Below are 16,107 nucleotides of genomic sequence, written 5' to 3' on the forward strand. Positions count from 1 at the left end.
TGCACGGCCCGGCACCGGGCCTCCCCGCCTCGTGAGGGAGGCCCCCCTCTGGCCGGGCCGGGCCGGCGGCGGCACTATGGGGCATGGCCCAGACCCCTCTGACCAACACCCTCCTCCCCGGCGACCTGCTGCCGCCCATCGCCCTGCCGGACGCGGCGGGCGAGGCGGTGGACCTGTTCCACCAGAGCCTGGCCGGCCTGTCCTGCGTGCTGGTGCTGGGCCGCCCCCCGGCGCGGCCGGAGGCGGCGCAGGCCCGCGCGGCCGCGCTGGACGCGCGGCTCTTCCTGGTGGCGCCGCAGCGCCCCGACGCCGCCGCCCGGCTCGAGGACGCGCCCCGGCGCCTGTTCGATCCGGAGCGCCGCCTGTTCAACGCCTTCGGCCTGCCGGAAGGCGGCGTGGCGGTGATCTCGCCGCGCGGCCGGCTGGCCTTCCTGCAGGCGGGGGAGGGCGCGCTGGAGGCGGCGCTCGAGGCCCTGCCGAGGCCCGCCGCCGCGCCACCCGTCATCCGCCGCGGCGGCGCGCCGGTGCTGCTGGTGCCGGGCGTGCTGGAGCCGGCGCTGATCGCCGCCCTGCTGGCGCATTGGGAGAAGGGCGAGAAGAGCCGCGACCGCGTGGCCTCCGCCACCGGCCAGGGGGCGGCCGCCAGCATCAAGCGCCGCACCGATGTCTGGCTGGACGACCGCGCGCTCTACGCCACCTTCCGCCAGCGGCTGGAGCGGCGCGTGCTGCCGGAGCTGTGGCGCGCCTTCCGCTTCCGTGCCGCCAGCTTCGAGGCGCCGCGCCTCGGCTGCTACGACGCCGCCAATGCCGGCGGCTTCGGCGCGCACCGCGACAACCGCACGCCCTTCACCGCGCATCGCCGCTTCGCCATGAGCCTCAACCTCAACACGGGCGAATACCAGGGCGGCGCGTTGCGCTTCCCCGAATTCGGCCCGGACCTCTACGAGCCGGAGGCGGGCGGCGCGGCGCTGTTCTGCTGCGACCTGCTGCACGAGGCGCAGCCCGTCACGCAGGGGCGGCGCTTCGCGCTGTTCACCTTCCTGACGGATGCGGCGGGGGCGGAGCAGGAGAAGCGGCTCATCGCCGAGCGCGAGGCGGCGGGCGAGCGCGGCGTGGCGATACGCTGACACGCCGCCAAGGCAGCGGGAGGAGCCGTGCTCCCCCCGCCTGCCTCATTCGGCGTAGATCATCTTCCGCGTCATGCCGCCATCGGCGACGAACTCACCGCCGGTGACGAAGCCGGCCTGCGGCCCCACCAGCCACGCCACCAGCGCCGCGATGTCCTCGACGCGCCCGACCCGCCCGGCGGGATGCTGCGCGTGGTCCTCCGGCCGCAATGCCTCCCCGCTGACATCGATCCAGCCCGGGCTGACGCAGTTGGCCCGCACGTCGGGGCCGAGGCTGACGGCCAGCGCATGGGTCAGCGCCAGGATGCCGCCCTTGGTGGCGGAGTAGGATTCCGTGTCCGGCTCCGACATGTGGGCGCGGGTGGAGGCGATGGTGACGATGCTGCCGCGCGCCGCGCGGAGCAGCGTCTCGGCGGCGCGGGCGAGCAGGAAGGCGCTGGTCAGGTTGGTGCCCAGCACCTTGTTCCATTCGGCGAGGGAGAGCGTGGCCAGCGGCTTGCGCACCATGATGCCGGCATTGCAGACCAGCGCGTCCAGCCGCCCCTCCTGCCGCGCGATGCCGTCCACCAGCGCGCCGACCGCCGCCTCGTCCGAGACATCGGCGATGACATGGCGCGTGCCGGCCTCGCCCGGGTTGAGGTCGGCGGTGACGACGCGCCAGCCCTCCCGCTTCAGGTGGCTGGCGATGCCCGCGCCGATGCCGTGCGCGGCGCCGCTGACGAGGGCGACGGGGGAGGATGGGGTCATGGTCTGGCTCATGGATCGTGCAACGCGCGGGCCGGCCCCGCGCTGCGGGGCGGCGCCGCGCCGGGGCCTCACATCATCGGGGCGTAGCGGGCCACCTCGTTGAAGATGTCGCGCACCGCGGCGGAGAGGCTGCGGTTGAGCTGCTCCATGTCGGCCACCGCGTCGATGCGCGGCTGGGCGCGTTCCAGCTCGGTGGGGGCCAGCAGCATCGGGAACAGCCCGGCGGCCCGCGTCAGCCCGATCAGCAGGCAGTCGCGCGGCTCCGGCACGCCCTCCTCGAAGATGACGTTCATCAGCCGCGCCTTCACCTCGCGTTCCTCCTTGTCGGAGATCTGCGGGTAGCGGCGCTCGGGGAAGATCCAGAGGAAGCGCCCTTCCTCCGCCTTCAGGATGCCGCGCTCGATCAGGCGGTTGAAATAGTGGTCGCGGTGGCGGTCGGCGTCGCGCGACAGGGTCTCGATCCACCAGCGGTTGCCCCGCGGCTCCGCCTCGGCGGCGATGCGGCCCAGCACCTCGTCCAGCACCGCGTCACCCGTCGGCGTGGCGTCGCGCACCGAGAGGCGGCCGGGCTCGGTGGCGATGCGCTCCTCCAGCAGCAGCTCGGCGAGGATGGCGCCGGTCAGCGCGTAGTCGCCCGAGGGCGCGGCGCGGTCGGTCAGGCGGCCCGTCTCGTCATCAAGCATGAGCAGGAGGATCTCCTCCGGCATGGTCAGCGGCATGGGCGTTCTCCGGTGCGGTGGTTCATCGTGGTGTTAAAGCCAGGGAAGCGCCTGGGTTTGGCCCCGTCAAAGCACGGGCTGGAGAACGGCCACGGCGCAGCCGGCTCAGCCGGCCGCGATGCGCGCCTCGGCCGCCGCGGCCTGGCAGAAGGCGGCCAGTCCTTCCTCGATGGCGCTGCGCGGCAGGTCGCGCAGGATGAACACCAGCCGCGAGCGGCGCGGCTGCCCCGCCGGCCAAGCCGGCAGGAAGGTGGGATTGTGCCAGACGCTCTGCACGCCATGGATCACCACCGGCCGGTCCTGTCCCTCCAGGTCCAGGATGCCCTTCACCCGCAGCACCGCATCGCCCCGCGTGGCGGTGAGGACCTCCAGCCAGGTGGCCAGCCCCTCCCAGGGCAGGGGGGTGTCGTAGGTCAGGCAGAAGGCGTGGATGCGCGCATCGTGCCGGTTCGGGTCGTGGCCATGATGCGCATGGCCATGGTGGTGGTGGTCCCCGTGCCCATGCTCATGCCCGTGCCCATGGTGATGCCCGTGCTCCGCCCAGGCCGCCTCGTCGAGCCAGTGGCGCAGCTCGGGGGTGCGGGTGGCGGGGTCGAAGGGGCCGCAGCCCAGCAGGGCCTCCGGCGCCACCGCGCCGCCGGTGACGGCGACCGGCACCGCCCCCGGGTTCAGCGCGCGCAGCCGCGCGGTCAGCGCCGCCAGCGCGGCGGGCGGGGCGAGGTCGGTCTTGCTCAGCAGCAGCCGGTCGGCCACCGCCGCCTGCCGCACCGCCTCGGGCTGGGCATCCAGCGTGGCGGCGCCGTTCACCGCGTCCACCAGCGTCACCACGCCATCCAGCACGAAGTCCCGCGCCACGGCGGGCTCGGCCATCAGCGTCTGCAGGATGGGCAGCGGGTCGGCGAGGCCGGTGGTCTCGATCACCACCCGCCGCAGCGCCTGGCCCTGCCGCACCCGCCCGGCGATGCGCCCCAGCGCCAAAGCGAGGTCGCCGCGGATGGTGCAGCAGAGGCAGCCGGATTGCAGCAGCACCGCATCCTCGTCGGCCGTCTCCACCAGCAGGTGGTCGAGCCCGATCTCGCCGAACTCGTTGATCAGCACGGCGGTGCCGGCCATCGCGGGCTGCTTCAGCAGGTGGTTCAGCAGCGTCGTCTTGCCGGCGCCGAGGAAGCCGGTCAGCAGCGTGACCGGCAGCGGGAAGGACGGAGCCTCAGCAACCCCCGGATCAACGGCCCCCGGATCAACGGCCATAGAGCACCGCCGGGTCCATCTCGGGCGCCGCGATCGGCACCAGCTCGCCCTCGCGCAGCGCCTGGTAGAAGCAGGAGCGGCGGCCGGTGTGGCAGGCCACGCCCTTCTGCGTCACCAGCGCCAGGATGGTGTCGCCATCGCAATCCAGCCGCAGGTCCACCAGATGCTGCTCCTGGCCGGAGGTCTCGCCCTTGCGCCAGAGCGCGTTGCGGCTACGGCTGAAATAGACCACACGTCCGGTGGCCAGCGTCTCCTCCAGGGCCTCGGCGTTCATCCAGGCCATCATCAGCACCTCGCCGGTGGCATGGTCCTGGGCGATGGCAGGCACCAGCCCCTGCTCGTTGAACCGCGTGGCGGCAAGGAAGCGGGCGCGGGCATCGGGTTCGGCAACCGGCATGGGGCGGTTTCTCCACTCAGGTCGGGTTACTATATAACATCTGTGACGGTTCGGGAGAGAGCGCATGGCGGCAGGGCAGGGTGGCGCGGAGGGGATGCCCCACGGCGCGCCGGGCGGGGTGGAGCAGGCGCTGCACGCGGCCGAGGCCCGCTGCCTGCGCGCCGGCGTGCAGCTGACGCCGCTGCGCCGGCAGGTGCTGGAGCTGGTGCTGGAGGCGGAGCAGCCGCTCGGCGCCTATGCGCTGCTGGACCGGCTGAAGGCGCAGCGGCCGGGGGCGGCGCCGCCCACCGTCTACCGGGCGCTGGATTTCCTGCTGGAGCAGGGTCTGATCCACAAGGTGGAGCGGCTCAACGCCTTCATCGGCTGCGTCGAGGCCGGGCACGCGCACCATGAGGGGCATGGGCACGACCATGCCCACCAGTTCCTCATCTGCCGGCAATGCGGCCTGACCGTGGAGCTGAGCGACCATGCCGTGGCGCATGCGCTCGACGACGCGGCCCGGCGCGCGGGCTTCCGCATCGGCAACGCCACGGTGGAGGTCGAGGGCCTCTGCGCCGGCTGCGCGGCCGGCTGAGGCGCGGCCGGCTGAGGCGTGGCAGGGGAGGCGCCGCCCCTCCTGCCACGGCGTTCCGTCAGTTGCCTTCCGGCTCCTCCTTGTCGAGGTAGAAGAGCAGCAGGGAGCGGCCGGTCACGGTGTAGCTCTCGCCGATCTCGAACTTGTCCTCCACGTCCTTCTCGGTGCCGAAGATGTTGGTGTCCAGCAGGCGGATCCAGGCGCGGCCACCCTGGCTCTCCGGCAGGGTGAACTCCACCGCGTCGTGGTGGGCGTTCATGATCTGCAGCAGCGTCACGTCATGGCCGGGGCGGCGGATGCCGCTCTCCTGCGCCCGCCCGTCCAGCATCCGGGCGAAGCAGCGGGTGTTGGGGTCCTCCCAGTCCGCGCTGTCCATCTCCTCGCCCGAGGGCTTGAACCAGGAGAGGCCCTTGACCCCGCTCGCCTCATGGAACTCGCCCGAGAGGAAGCGGCCGCGGCGCAGCACGGGGAAGCGGTCCCGCAGCCGGGCCAGGCGGCGGGTGAAGGCGGCTAGGCGCTTGCCCTTGTCGTCCCACTCCCAGTCCAGCCAGGAGATCTCGTTGTCCTGGCAGTAGGCGTTGTTGTTGCCCTGCTGGGTGCGGCCGAACTCGTCGCCGGCCAGCAGCATCGGCGTGCCCTGGCTGAAGTAGAGCGTGGCCAGCATGTTGCGGATCTGCCGCTCGCGCAGCGCATTGATCTCCGGGTCGTCGGTCGGGCCCTCGACGCCGTAGTTGTAAGAGTAGTTGTGCGAATGGCCGTCGCGGTTCTCCTCGCCATTCGCCTCGTTGTGCTTCTCGTTGTAGGTGACGAGATCATTCAGCGTGAAGCCGTCATGCGCGGCCAGGAAGTTCACGCTGGCCCAGGGCTTGCGTCCGTGGTGGTCGAACAGGTCGGCCGAGCCGGAGAGGCGGTTGCCGAGATCGGCCGCCTTGCCTTCCTCGCCCACCCAGAAGGCGCGCACCGTGTCGCGGTACTTGTCGTTCCACTCGGCCCAGCCGGGGGCGAAGTTGCCCACCTGGTAGCCGCCCGGCCCGATGTCCCACGGCTCGGCGATCAGCTTGACGTCGGCCAGCACCGGGTCCTGGTTGCAGGCCTTGAGGAAGGCGGACTGGTCGTCGAAGCCGTGCGGCTCGCGCGCCAGGATGGTGCCGAGGTCGAAGCGGAAGCCATCGACATGCATCTCGTTCACCCAGTAGCGCAGGCTGTCCGTCACCATCTGCAGCACGCGCGGGTGGGAGAGGTTCACCGTGTTCCCGGTGCCGGTGTCGTTGATGTAGTAGCGCTTCTGGTCCGGCAGCAGGCGGTAGTAGCTGGCGTTGTCGATGCCCTTGAAGGACAGCGTCGCGCCGCGCTCATTGCCCTCGGCCGTGTGGTTGTACACCACGTCCATGATGACCTCGAGCCCGGCATCGTGCAGCCGGGCCACCATCTCCTTGAACTCGGCGAAGGCGAAGTCCTGGTTGCGGGCGTAGCGCCGCGCCGGCGAGAAGAAGCCCAGGGAGTTGTATCCCCAGTAGTTGATCATCCCCTTCTCGAGCAGGTAGTCGTCGTTGAGGAAGAAGTGGATCGGCAGCAGCTCGACCGAGGTGACGCCGAGCGACTTGATGTGCCGGATCACGTCGCGGTTGCCGAGGCCGGCATAGGTGCCGCGCTGATCCTCGGGCACCAGCGGGTGCAGCTTGGTGACGCCCTTGACATGCGCCTCGTAGAAGATGGTGCGCTCCCACGGGATGCGCGGGCGGCGGTCATTGCCCCAGGTGAAGGCGGGGTCCACCACGCGGCATTTCGGCATGAAGGGCGCGCTGTCGCGCTCGTCGTAGGAGAGGTCCTCCGCCTCGTGCCCGATGGTGTAGCCGAACAGCGCGTGGTCCCACTTCAGGTCGCCCACATGGCTCAGCGCGTAGGGGTCCAGCACCAGCTTGTTGGGGTTGAAGCGATGGCCTTCCTCCGGCGCGTAGGGGCCGTGCACGCGGTAGGCGTAGATGGTGCCGGGCCGTGCATCGGGCAGGAAGCCGTGGAACACCTCGTTGGTGTATTCCGGCAGCTCGATCCGCTCCAGCTCGGTCTCGCCGCTGGCGTCGAACAGGCAGAGCTCAACCTTGGTGGCATGGGCCGAGAACAGGGCGAAATTCACGCCCAGGCCGGTCCAGGTGGCGCCCAGGGGGTTGGGCCGCCCTTCGGAAATACGAGAGACGTTGATCGCGGGGGGCACAGGGAGGTCCTCGTTGGGGGAGTCCCTGGCTAAGCGCCGCAGCCGCGCCCCGGGTTGCGGGGCGCGGCGGAAATCCCTCGCGGTCCGGTGTGCTCAGCCGGGCGTGATGCCGGCCTCGCGGATGACGGGCGGCCAGAGCGCCATCTCCGCCGCCAGGCGCTGGCGCAGGGCGGCGGCGTCCCCGTCCATCAGCACCACGCCCTGGTTCTCCACCCGGGCGCGCAGCGCCGGGTCCGCCAGGGCGGCGCGGAGGGCGCCGTGCAGCCGCTCCAGCACCGGCGGCGGCGTGCCGGCGGGCGCGAACAGCCCCTGCCACAGCACGCCCGCGCAGCCCTCGAAGCTCTCCGCCACCGAGGGCAGCTCCGGCAGGCTCGGGATGCGCCCGGGCGAGGAGATGGCCAGCAGCCGCGCCTTGCCCTCCTGCACCAGCGGCCGCACGTCGAGCGGCGTGGCGTAGAACAGGTCGATGCGGCCGGTGCGAAGCTCCAGCAGGGCGGGGCCGGCGCCGCGGAAGGGGATGTGCGTCATCTGCGCGCCGGCGCGCTGCAGCAGCAGCTCGGTCAGCAGGTGGTTCACCGAGCCGGAGCCGGAGCTGCCGTAGTTGAGGTGGCCCGGCTTCTCGCGCGCCAGCGCCATCAGCCCGGCCAGGTCCCGCGCCGGCACTTCCGGGCGCACCGCCAGGGCGAAGGGGCTGTAATAGACCTCGCCGATGGGCGCGAAGGCCGCCAGAGGGTCCGCCGGCGTGGCGCCGGGCGTCAGCGCCGGGTTGATGGCCAGGCTGTTGGTGCCGACCAGCAGGGTGTGGCCATCCGGCCGCGCCTGCGCCACGGCGGTGGCGGCGATGGCGGTGGCGGCGCCGGTGCGGTTCTCGACCACCACGGGCTGGCCGAGCTCCTGCTGCAGCCGCTCGGCCACCAGCCGCACCATCACATCGGTCAGCCCGCCCGGCGCGTAGCCGATGAGGAGGCTGACAGAGCGGCTGGGATAGGTCTCGGCCCGCGGCAGGGCCGGCCGCGCGAGGGCCAGGGCGGCGGCCCCGGCCAGGACATGGCGCCGGTTCGGCATGGATGTTCCCCCGTTCTTCTGGTTCGGAGGGGGAGGCTAGCACCGGCCGGCGCGGGGTGGCGACAGGCGCGCCCCGCGCCGCCCGCCCTCAGCGCGGCAGGCCGTCCAGCCCCGCCTCCAGGTCGGCGATCAGGTCGGCCGTCTCCTCCAGGCCGATGTGGAAGCGCACCGTCGGGCCCTGCAGCACGCCGGCATCGGTGGCGGTGCGGGTGATGTACTGGGTGGTGGGCAGCGCCAGGCTCTCATAGCCGCCCCAGGAGGCGCCGATGCCGAACAGCTTCAGCCCGTCCACCACCGCGTTGATCTGCTTCACGTCGTAGCGCGGCTGGAACACCACGCCGAAGAGCGAGCAGCCGCCGGTGAAGTCCCGCTTGAACAGCGCGTGCTGCGGGTGGCTGGGCAGGGCCGGGTGGATGACGCGCAGCACCTCCGGCCGGCCCTCGAACCAGCGCGCCACGGCCAGCCCCGCCTCGTACTGGTGCTTCAGCCGCATCGGCATGGAGCGCAGGCCGCGCAGCGCCAGCCAGCAATCATCGGGGCTGGCGTAGTGGCCGATCTCGCGCGCCGCCGAGGCCACGCGCACCCAGTCCTCCTCCGAGGCCACGGTCACGCTGCCCAGCAGCACGTCCGAATGCCCGCCGACATACTTGGTCAGCGCCTGGATCGAGACATCGACGCCCTTGGTGAAGGGCTGGAAGTGGTGGATGCCCCAGGTGTTGTCCATCAGCACCTTGGCGCCGTGGGCATGCGCCACCTCGGCCAGGGCCGGGATGTCCTGCATCTCGAAGGTGTGGCTGCCCGGGCTCTCGGTGTAGAGCACCTTCGTGTTCGGGCGCAGCAGCGCCTGCAGGCCGGCGGCGTCGATCGTCGGGTCGTAGTAGCTGGTCTCGATGCCGAAGCGCTTCAGCATCCCCTCCGCCACGCGGCGCGTCGGGCCATAGACGCTGTCGGGGATCAGGCAGTGCTCGCCCGCCGAGAGATAGGCCATCAGCGGCAGGGTGCAGGCGGCGAGGCCGGTGCCGGTGATGAGGGCGCGGGTGCCGCCCTCGATCTCGGCCACCATGTTCTCCAGCGCGAAATGCGTGGGTCCGCCGGCGGTGCCGTAGGTCATCACCTGCTCGAGCGAGCGGGCGTTCAGCGCGCCGCGCGCCTCGCAGGAGGGGTAGAGCACCGTCGAGCCGCGATGGACCGGGGTGTTGACGAAGCCATGCTCGCGCACGCCGGGCCGCCCGCCATGCGCCATGCGGGTGGCGAAGCCATGGCCGGTGTTGGTGCCGTGCTTCGGGCCGTGGGGAACGTCGTCGGGCATCAGGGGGTGCTCTGCTTCGGGGTTTCGGGGCGGCTGGCCCATTCGGTCCAGGAGCCGTCATAGACGGCGGGCTCGGGCAGGCCGGCCTGCACCAGCCCCAGCGCCAGCACGCAGGCGGTGACGCCGGTGCCGCAGGAGGTGACGAGCGCCTTGCTGCCATCGACGCCCGCCTCGGCGAAGCGGGCGCGCAGCCGCTCGGGCGGCAGCATCGTCATGTCGGGCGCCAGCAGCTCGGTGATCGGCACGCTGGCGGCGCCGGGCATGTGGCCGGAGGGCAGGCCGGGCCGCGGTTCCGGCGCCGTGCCGTCGAAGCGGCCCTTGGCGCGGGCGTCGAGGATCAGCGCCGAGCGGTCGGCCACGATGCGCTTGACGTCGCCGATGCCGGCGAGGCGGCGGGCGATGAAATCGGCCCAGAAATCCTGCTTCTGCGCCGTGGCGGGGGCGCCGGTGGCGGTGGCGCGGCCCTCGGCCAGCCATTTCGGCAGGCCGCCATCCAGCACGGCGGCGTTCTCGTGGCCGAACAGCCGCATCAGCCACCAGCCGCGCGCCGCCGAGAACAGCCCCTTCTGATCGTAGAACACCACGCGGTGGGCGTTGGAGATGCCGAGCTGCCCCAGCATCCGCGCGGCGCGGCCCGGGGTGGGGGCCATGTGCGGCAGGTCCGTCTCCGGGTCGGCCACGGCGTCGATGTCGAAGAAGCCGGCGCCGGGGATGTGCGCGGCGGCGAATTCGGCCAGCGCGTCCTTCGGCTCGTTGGGCAGGTACTTGGTGGTGTCGAACACCAGCAGGTCCGGCTTGCCGAGCTCGGCCGCCAGCCATTCGGTGGAAACGAGGTTGTTCATGCGTTTCATCCCTCCAGCGTGATGTAGACGCGCCGGTTCTGCTTGCCCTTGTTCTCGAGCTTGGTGACGGTGACGGGGCCGATCTCCCCCGTGCGCGCCACATGCGTGCCGCCGCAGGGCTGGAGATCGACCGGCGAGGCCTCGGCGCCGATCCGCACCAGCCGAACCTGCCCGGCGCCGCGCGGCGGCTTCACCGAGAGGGTGCGCACCAGGCCCGGGTTCTCGTCCAGCTCCGCCTCGGTGATCCAGCGCTCGCCCACCGCGTGGTCCTCGGCGGCGAGCGCGCTGAGGCGCTCGCTCAGCCATTCCTTGGTGGGCGGCTCGGCCAGGTCGAAATCCAGCCGCGACTTCTCCACCCCGATCTGCCCGCCGGTGACGCCGGCGCCGGGGATCAGGCTGCACAGCAGGTGCAGGGTGGTGTGCATCCGCATCAGCCGGTGGCGGCGCGGCCAGTCCAGCGCGGCGGTGACCTCGGTGCCGGGGGCGGGGAGGGGCGCGTCGGGCGCCGGCAGGTGCAGCACCGCGCCGGCCTCGCCCTTCACCGCGTTGCTCACGGGCATCTCGCCCCCCGCCCAGCGCAGCCAGCCGGTGTCCCCCGGCTGGCCGCCGCCCTGGGCGTAGAACACGGTGCGGTCCAGGACCACGCCCTCCGGCCCCGAGGAGACCACCGTGGCGGTGCATTCGCGGGCATAGGGCTCGGTGCGGAACAGCGTCTCTGTCATCAATCCATCCATTCGGTATCGAGGCGCGGCGCGTTGACCTGCAACCAGAGCAGGGACATCGCCGCCGTGACGTTGCGGATCTCGTTGCGGGCGAGCTGGGCCAGGGCCTCGTCCAGCGGCAGCACCAGGATGCGCGTCTCCTCGCCCTCCGCCTCCAGCCCGCGCAGGCCGAGCAGCCCTGCCTCGGGCAGGGAGACGCGGCCGCAGTAGAAGTGCATCCGCTCGTCGCAGCCGCCCTGCATCAGCATGAACTGGCCGATCGGTTCCACGCGGTCGGGCACCAGCCCGGTCTCCTCCTCCGCCTCGCGCCGCGCGGCGCGCTCGGGGTCCTCGCCCTCGCCGAGCAGGCCGGCGGGGCACTCGCGCATCACCGGCTCCTCGCCCGCGGCCAGGGCGGGCAGGCGGAACTGCTCGATCAGCGCGACGCGGCGGGTGCGCGGGTCGTAGGGCAGCAGCACCACGCCCTGGCCGCGCCGCCACATCTCCCAGGTGAGCAGGGCGGAGGGCGTGCCGTCGCTGCGCCGGTAGCGGAAGCGCACGACCTGCAGCGCGAAGCGGCCGGACCAGGCAACCTCGTCGCTCTCCGGCAGGTAGAGCGGGTGCGGCGGCACCGGCGGCGCCTTGGGGTGCCGCGGGGATGGTCTGGCCTTCATGCGGGGGGCAGCCTAACCTCGTCTGGAAACGCCACAATCATGAGCCGCCCCATTTCCTCCGTCCATGCCCCGCCGGCCCGTCCTGACGACAGGGGCGCGCTGCTCGCCGCGCGCCGCCGCGCCATCCTCTGCGTCATGGGGGCAGCCCTCACCTTCGCCCTCGCCGCCGTGGCGGTGAAGCTGCTGGGCGGGGCCATCCCGGTCATGCAGGTCATCCTGTTCCGCAACCTCTTCGCGATCCCGGTGCTGCTGGCCCTGGCGCTGGCCACCGCCCCGCCGGGAGGGCGGAGCGCGGTCCTGGCCACGCGCAACCCGTGGTCGCATGTGCAGCGCATCGTCTACGGGCTGATCGGCATGTTCGGCAGCTTCTACGGCTATGTCCACCTGCCGCTGGCCACCGTCACGGCGCTGGGCTTCACCATGCCACTGTTCCTCACCGCCCTGTCCATCCCGCTGCTGGGGGAGAAGGTGGGGTGGCGCCGGTGCAGCGCGGTGCTGGTGGGCTTCGCCGGCGTGCTGCTGATGCTCCGCCCCGGCTTCGGCGGCGGCGCGCTGCCGGGCGGCGCGGTGGCGGCGGTGCTGGCCGGCGCCGTCGCCTGGGCGCTGGCGATGATCACCATCCGCCGCATGGGCGCGCAGGGGGAGAGCGGCGCCGCCATCGTGCTGTGGTTCGCCATCGGCGGCAGCGTGGTGGGGGCGGCGGCGGCGATTCCCGGCTGGGTCTGGCCGACGCCCGCGCAATGGGGGCTGCTGGCGGCGGTGGGCCTCGTCTCGGCCCTGGCGCAGCTGCTGATGACGGCCGCCTACCGCAGCGGCGAGACGACGCTGATCGCGCCCTTCGAGTATTCCGGCATCCTCTGGACCATGACGCTGGGCATCCTGGTCTGGGGCGAGCGGCCGGATGGCTGGGATTTCGCCGGCATCGCCGTGCTGGTGGCCTCGGGCCTCTACATCTGGCACCGCGAGGTGCGGCTCGGGGTGAAGCGCTGAGGCCGGGGGGCGGTGCGGGGGGCGGTGGCTGAGGGAGCACGCCAGGGCCGGGATGCCGGCCCTGGCGTGCCGGTCAGCTCCGCACCTCGGCCAGGAAGGCGCCGACCGCCTCCTGCAGGCTGTCGGTCTGCCGGCCCAGCGCGCCGGCGGCGCCGGTGAGCTGCGCGGCGACGCCCTGGGCCTCCTGGGCGCCATGCGTCAGGCCGGCGGCCAGCGCGCTGACCTTGCGGTTGCCCTCGGCGGCGTGGTGGATGCTGGCGGCGATCTCGCGCGTGGTCTGCCCCTGCTGCTCGACGGCGGCGGCGATGGCGGTGGAAACCTCGCCCACCGCCCCGATGGCGCGGGCGATGTTCTCGATCGCCGCCACCGCCTCGCGCGTCGCGTCCTGCACCTGGCCGATCTGGCCGCTGATCTCCTCCGTCGCGCGGGCGGTCTGGCTGGCCAGGTTCTTCACCTCGGAGGCGACGACGGCGAAGCCCTTGCCGGCCTCGCCGGCGCGCGCCGCCTCGATGGTGGCGTTCAGCGCCAGCAGGTTGGTCTGCCCGGCGATGCTGCTGATCAGCCCCACCACGTCGTCGATCCGCCTGGCGCCCTCGGCCAGCGCCTGCACCACCGTGTCCGTGCGGTGGGCATCCTCCACCGCGCGCGCGGTCATCTGCGCCGAATGCGAGACCTGGCGGCGGATCTCGTCCACGGAGGCCGTCAGCTCCTGGGTGGCGCTGGCCACGGTCTGCACCGTGGTGCTGGCCTCCTGCGCCACCTCGGCCAGGGTGTGCGAGGCACCGCCCATCCGCCCGGCGGTGCCGGACATGACCTGCACCGCCTGGTCCAGCGCGCCGGCGGAGGCGCCGACGCCCTGCACCACGCCGCTCACCCGCGCCTCGAAGGTGCCGGCCAGGGCGTGCAGCGCCGCCTGCCGGCTGGCGCGTTCGGCGGTGGCGTAGCTCTCCAGCAGCACCTCCAGGTCCAGCCAGGCGACGCGCACCAGCGCGGCACGCAGCCCGGCGGCCCGCCGCCGGGCGGCAAAGGGCCACAGGCGCCCCAGGCCGCGCGGCGCCAGCGCCTCCGCCAGCATGTCGGCCACGCCATGCGCCACGGTGGCGTGGCAAATGGCCACGGCGTAGCCCGGCACGCCATGGCGGTAGAAGGCATCGGCCAGGGCGCGGGCGGAGGCGGTGAAGCCCTCGTCCAGCTGGCCGCTGGCCAGGCGCAGCCAGTGCGCCAGCCGCACGCGGTGCACCTCGGGCCGGGCCAGGGCGGACTGGATCTCGGGCCAGGGCGCGAAGCGGGCTTGCAAGCTCTCGATCAGCGAGGGCAGCCGCTGCTGCAACAGCGGCGCCTGGGCGCGCAGCGCCGAAAGGTCCGCTTCGCTCAGCTGGAAGGCGGCCAGCAGATTCGCGCGGGCCTGGGGTGTGTCCACGGGGGGTAGTCCTCGATGCGGGAAGGCAGCCTGATGGGCAGCCGGCTGGTCGCCGGCCGCCTGCACAAAGCGGAAGGAATGGCCAAGTTTCGGCTTATTGCCTCATCCGCACAAATAAACACCTCCTGGCGCCCCGGTCCGCCGCCCGGTTAGGGGCGGCGCCGGGTTCAGGCGGCGCCGCGGTGCTGCATCCGGCGCTTGAGCAGGAAGACGCTGCCGCCGCCCGCCACGACGCAGACCACGTCGAGGGCCCAGCGCAGCAGCGCCTTGCCGGCCAGCACGAATTCCAGGCTGACCACCGCCATGCCGACGATCGTCATGGTGGGGATCAGGGCCAGCGCAATCATCACGCCGGTCGTCAGCACCGAGTGCTGCGCCGCGATGATCACCGCCCCGGCGGCCCCGGCCGCCAGCGAGACGAGCACCGAGGAGATCTCCGCCTTGGTCCAGTACTGCACCCAGTGCTGCTCGCCCAGGCTGGCGGCCGAGGGCGAGGCCATGCCCAGGAACAGCATGGCGAGGGCGGCGCCGAGGAGGAGGGCGGCATAGCCGCCGGCGGTGGATTTCAGCCCATGCAGCGTCGCCTGGTTCCGGCCGCCCAGCAGGCCGAAGGGCACGCGCAGGATCGGCTCGAAGCCGGGCGCGATGACCATGGCGCCGATGACGATGTGCAGCGTGTCGGTCCAGAGGCCCGCAGCGGCCACGACCCCGGCCAGGAACATCGCCAGCAGGAAGTTGCTGCCGATGTTGGTGTCCTGGCGCATCAGGGTGTTCATCTCCTCCCAGTCCGCCTCGTCATCCTCGCAGCTGATGGCGTCCTGGCCCTGGGCGGCGATCAGGCTGGAGGGGTTGCCGGTCGTCACCAGGCCGACATCCGTGCCGATACCGTGCTCATCCAGCACCTGCCGGGCCGCCGCGAGACCCTGGTTGGTGGCCTGCACCGTGAGCACGTCGCCGGCCGGCTTGAGCGAGCCGCCACGCTGCAGGCCCAGCCCGACCACGCCTTCGCAGCCGCCAAGCCGGGCGGCCACCGCGTCGGTCCTTTCCGGAGGCAGCAGAATGGTGATGGTACGCGACATGCCGGCAGGCCTCCTTGATGGCGGGCGAGGAGCCGCCCGCCGCAGGAGAACCGCGCCAGCCAGGGCGGGTTCGGAAGCCGCCCCGGCGGCGGCGCCCTCAGCCGGCCGGCGCCCCGAAGCGCTTGGCGAACCAGAGGCGGTGGTGCCCCCGCGGCCGCCCTTCCAGCCGGCCGATCTCCTGGAAGCCGTGCTTGCGGTAGAAGGCCGGCGCCTGGAAGCTGCTGGTGTAGAGATGCGCCCCCACCGCGCCGATGCGCCGCGCCTCGGCCTCGGCGGCGGCGAGCAGGGCGCTGCCGGTGCCCTGGCCGCGCAGGCTCTCATCGACCCAGAACTTGTCGATGAACAGCCAGTCCATCGTCACCTCGCCCACCAGCCCGGCGCGGATGACGCCCCCGGCATCCCGCCGCAGGAAGCAGAGCGGGTGTGCTTCCAGCGCCTCCGGCCGCGCCTCCATGGCGGCGCGGCGGTGCGTGGCGAGGCCGGCCAGCACCGCCTGCGCCTCCGGCCCCTTGTTGTCGGGGACCAGCTCGATCCCGGCCGCCAGGCTCATCCGCCGAAGCGCCCCCAGCCGGCAACGATGACGGTGAGCAGGCCGATGACGAGGTTGAGGGTGACGAGGCGGCGCACCTTGTCGGCCGCCGCGGCCGCCGCGGCATCCTGCCCGGCGGCGAGGGCGGCGCGCATCGCCTTCCACGGCCCGAAGAAGATGGCCAGGAACACGGCCGACATGATCAGCCCGGTCAGGTGCATGGTGTGGATGTGCCAGCCCGAGCCGGCGAAGCCGCCATACCAGCCGAACAGCAGCGCGTAGCCGCTGGCCAGCATCACCGGCATGGCGTGCCACACCACCAGGAAGAAGCGGCGGTAGGCGCCCCCCAGCACGGCGAGCCGCTGCGGCCCGGGCAGCGTGGCCAGGCTCGGCCGCAGCGCCAGGATCGCGAAAGCCATGCCCCCGACCCAGAGCACGGCCCCCAGCAGGTGCAGCACATAGACAAGCGTCATC

The 16,107-nt window shown here is 72.7% G+C and carries 17 protein-coding genes; 3 read left to right on the plus strand and 14 right to left on the minus strand.

The window, feature by feature from the left end; translation table 11 throughout:
* Nucleotides 1-83: 83 nt before the first annotated feature.
* Entirely contained in the window at nucleotides 84-1,127 is a 1,044-nt protein-coding gene (locus ACFOY6_RS11680) for a 2OG-Fe(II) oxygenase family protein (RefSeq protein ID WP_379650861.1), read from the plus strand.
* Between the two features lie 45 nt (nucleotides 1,128-1,172).
* Here ACFOY6_RS11680 and ACFOY6_RS11685 read toward each other — a convergent pair whose 3' ends face one another.
* The 4 genes from ACFOY6_RS11685 to hisI all read right to left on the minus strand — a co-directional run bounded on the left by ACFOY6_RS11685 (nucleotide 1,173) and on the right by hisI (nucleotide 4,238).
* The gene (locus ACFOY6_RS11685; RefSeq protein ID WP_379650863.1) at nucleotides 1,173-1,874 is read right to left on the minus strand and encodes an SDR family oxidoreductase; all 702 of its coding nucleotides are present in this window, start codon (nucleotides 1,872-1,874) and stop codon (nucleotides 1,173-1,175) included.
* 68 nt (nucleotides 1,875-1,942) lie between these two features.
* Nucleotides 1,943-2,593: a GOLPH3/VPS74 family protein gene (locus ACFOY6_RS11690; RefSeq protein ID WP_109514944.1), complete on the minus strand. Its 651-nt coding sequence runs from the start codon at nucleotides 2,591-2,593 to the stop codon at nucleotides 1,943-1,945.
* Between the two features lie 105 nt (nucleotides 2,594-2,698).
* Complete coding sequence (locus ACFOY6_RS11695) at nucleotides 2,699-3,841, minus strand: CobW family GTP-binding protein (RefSeq protein ID WP_379650865.1); 1,143 nt, start codon at nucleotides 3,839-3,841, stop codon at nucleotides 2,699-2,701.
* On the minus strand, nucleotides 3,831-4,238 hold the full coding sequence (hisI, locus tag ACFOY6_RS11700; RefSeq protein ID WP_379635114.1) for a phosphoribosyl-AMP cyclohydrolase: 408 nt from the start codon (nucleotides 4,236-4,238) through the stop codon (nucleotides 3,831-3,833). The genes ACFOY6_RS11695 and hisI overlap by 11 nt, the downstream gene beginning before the upstream one ends.
* A gap of 64 nt (nucleotides 4,239-4,302) precedes the next feature.
* Between hisI and ACFOY6_RS11705 the strand changes: the two genes are divergently transcribed.
* Nucleotides 4,303-4,812 carry a Fur family transcriptional regulator gene (locus ACFOY6_RS11705; RefSeq protein WP_109514947.1) on the plus strand — a complete coding sequence of 170 codons (510 nt, stop codon included), beginning with the start codon at nucleotides 4,303-4,305 and terminating at the stop codon, nucleotides 4,810-4,812.
* Nucleotides 4,813-4,870: 58 nt separating this feature from the next.
* On the opposite strand, the gene glgX is transcribed toward ACFOY6_RS11705, so the two are convergent.
* The 6 genes from glgX to ACFOY6_RS11735 form a co-directional block, all read right to left on the minus strand.
* The gene (gene glgX / locus ACFOY6_RS11710) at nucleotides 4,871-7,024 is read right to left on the minus strand and encodes a glycogen debranching protein GlgX (RefSeq protein WP_379650867.1); all 2,154 of its coding nucleotides are present in this window, start codon (nucleotides 7,022-7,024) and stop codon (nucleotides 4,871-4,873) included.
* A 93-nt stretch (nucleotides 7,025-7,117) separates the two neighbouring features.
* On the minus strand, nucleotides 7,118-8,089 hold the full coding sequence (locus tag ACFOY6_RS11715; protein WP_379650869.1) for a Bug family tripartite tricarboxylate transporter substrate binding protein: 972 nt from the start codon (nucleotides 8,087-8,089) through the stop codon (nucleotides 7,118-7,120).
* An 88-nt stretch (nucleotides 8,090-8,177) separates the two neighbouring features.
* The gene (gene metC / locus ACFOY6_RS11720; RefSeq protein WP_379650871.1) at nucleotides 8,178-9,398 is read right to left on the minus strand and encodes a cystathionine beta-lyase; all 1,221 of its coding nucleotides are present in this window, start codon (nucleotides 9,396-9,398) and stop codon (nucleotides 8,178-8,180) included.
* Nucleotides 9,398-10,240 carry a sulfurtransferase gene (locus ACFOY6_RS11725; RefSeq protein ID WP_109514951.1) on the minus strand — a complete coding sequence of 281 codons (843 nt, stop codon included), beginning with the start codon at nucleotides 10,238-10,240 and terminating at the stop codon, nucleotides 9,398-9,400. Before ACFOY6_RS11725 ends, metC begins: the two co-directional genes overlap by 1 nt.
* Before the next feature lie 5 nt (nucleotides 10,241-10,245).
* Entirely contained in the window at nucleotides 10,246-10,962 is a 717-nt protein-coding gene (locus tag ACFOY6_RS11730) for an alanyl-tRNA editing protein (protein WP_379650873.1), read from the minus strand.
* Nucleotides 10,962-11,615, minus strand: coding sequence for an NUDIX domain-containing protein (locus ACFOY6_RS11735; RefSeq protein WP_379650875.1), 654 nt, complete (start codon nucleotides 11,613-11,615; stop codon nucleotides 10,962-10,964). The genes ACFOY6_RS11730 and ACFOY6_RS11735 overlap by 1 nt, the downstream gene beginning before the upstream one ends.
* Before the next feature lie 39 nt (nucleotides 11,616-11,654).
* On the opposite strand from ACFOY6_RS11735, the gene ACFOY6_RS11740 reads away from it, so the two are divergent.
* Nucleotides 11,655-12,605, plus strand: coding sequence for a DMT family transporter (locus ACFOY6_RS11740; protein WP_379635104.1), 951 nt, complete (start codon nucleotides 11,655-11,657; stop codon nucleotides 12,603-12,605).
* Nucleotides 12,606-12,678: 73 nt separating this feature from the next.
* Here ACFOY6_RS11740 and ACFOY6_RS11745 read toward each other — a convergent pair whose 3' ends face one another.
* From ACFOY6_RS11745 to ACFOY6_RS11760, 4 genes are all read right to left on the minus strand, one after another.
* The gene (locus ACFOY6_RS11745) at nucleotides 12,679-14,025 is read right to left on the minus strand and encodes a methyl-accepting chemotaxis protein (RefSeq protein ID WP_379650877.1); all 1,347 of its coding nucleotides are present in this window, start codon (nucleotides 14,023-14,025) and stop codon (nucleotides 12,679-12,681) included.
* 167 nt (nucleotides 14,026-14,192) lie between these two features.
* Entirely contained in the window at nucleotides 14,193-15,104 is a 912-nt protein-coding gene (locus tag ACFOY6_RS11750; protein ID WP_379635100.1) for a DUF389 domain-containing protein, read from the minus strand.
* Between the two features lie 97 nt (nucleotides 15,105-15,201).
* Nucleotides 15,202-15,654, minus strand: coding sequence for a GNAT family N-acetyltransferase (locus ACFOY6_RS11755; protein WP_379650879.1), 453 nt, complete (start codon nucleotides 15,652-15,654; stop codon nucleotides 15,202-15,204).
* On the minus strand, nucleotides 15,651-16,106 hold the full coding sequence (locus tag ACFOY6_RS11760) for a CopD family protein (protein WP_379650881.1): 456 nt from the start codon (nucleotides 16,104-16,106) through the stop codon (nucleotides 15,651-15,653). The genes ACFOY6_RS11755 and ACFOY6_RS11760 overlap by 4 nt, the downstream gene beginning before the upstream one ends.
* Nucleotide 16,107: the final 1 nt, after the last annotated feature.

Origin of the sequence: Teichococcus aestuarii (assembly GCF_042651065.1) — a bacterium.
Taxonomy (GTDB): Bacteria; Pseudomonadota; Alphaproteobacteria; order Acetobacterales; family Acetobacteraceae; genus Pseudoroseomonas; species Pseudoroseomonas aestuarii.

Coding starts and splice junctions, on each gene's coding strand:
- ACFOY6_RS11690 (WP_109514944.1), bottom strand. CDS start 2,593: ATGCCGCTGACCATGCCGGAGGAGATCCTCCTGCTCATGCTTGATGAC.
- ACFOY6_RS11735 (WP_379650875.1), bottom strand. CDS start 11,615: ATGAAGGCCAGACCATCCCCGCGGCACCCCAAGGCGCCGCCGGTGCCG.
- ACFOY6_RS11695 (WP_379650865.1), bottom strand. CDS start 3,841: ATGGCCGTTGATCCGGGGGCCGTTGATCCGGGGGTTGCTGAGGCTCCG.
- ACFOY6_RS11760 (WP_379650881.1), bottom strand. CDS start 16,106: ATGACGCTTGTCTATGTGCTGCACCTGCTGGGGGCCGTGCTCTGGGTC.
- ACFOY6_RS11725 (WP_109514951.1), bottom strand. CDS start 10,240: ATGAACAACCTCGTTTCCACCGAATGGCTGGCGGCCGAGCTCGGCAAG.
- ACFOY6_RS11750 (WP_379635100.1), bottom strand. CDS start 15,104: ATGTCGCGTACCATCACCATTCTGCTGCCTCCGGAAAGGACCGACGCG.
- ACFOY6_RS11740 (WP_379635104.1), top strand. CDS start 11,655: ATGAGCCGCCCCATTTCCTCCGTCCATGCCCCGCCGGCCCGTCCTGAC.
- hisI (WP_379635114.1), bottom strand. CDS start 4,238: ATGCCGGTTGCCGAACCCGATGCCCGCGCCCGCTTCCTTGCCGCCACG.
- ACFOY6_RS11680 (WP_379650861.1), top strand. CDS start 84: ATGGCCCAGACCCCTCTGACCAACACCCTCCTCCCCGGCGACCTGCTG.
- ACFOY6_RS11685 (WP_379650863.1), bottom strand. CDS start 1,874: ATGACCCCATCCTCCCCCGTCGCCCTCGTCAGCGGCGCCGCGCACGGC.
- ACFOY6_RS11755 (WP_379650879.1), bottom strand. CDS start 15,654: ATGAGCCTGGCGGCCGGGATCGAGCTGGTCCCCGACAACAAGGGGCCG.
- ACFOY6_RS11715 (WP_379650869.1), bottom strand. CDS start 8,089: ATGCCGAACCGGCGCCATGTCCTGGCCGGGGCCGCCGCCCTGGCCCTC.
- ACFOY6_RS11730 (WP_379650873.1), bottom strand. CDS start 10,962: ATGACAGAGACGCTGTTCCGCACCGAGCCCTATGCCCGCGAATGCACC.
- metC (WP_379650871.1), bottom strand. CDS start 9,398: ATGCCCGACGACGTTCCCCACGGCCCGAAGCACGGCACCAACACCGGC.
- ACFOY6_RS11705 (WP_109514947.1), top strand. CDS start 4,303: ATGGCGGCAGGGCAGGGTGGCGCGGAGGGGATGCCCCACGGCGCGCCG.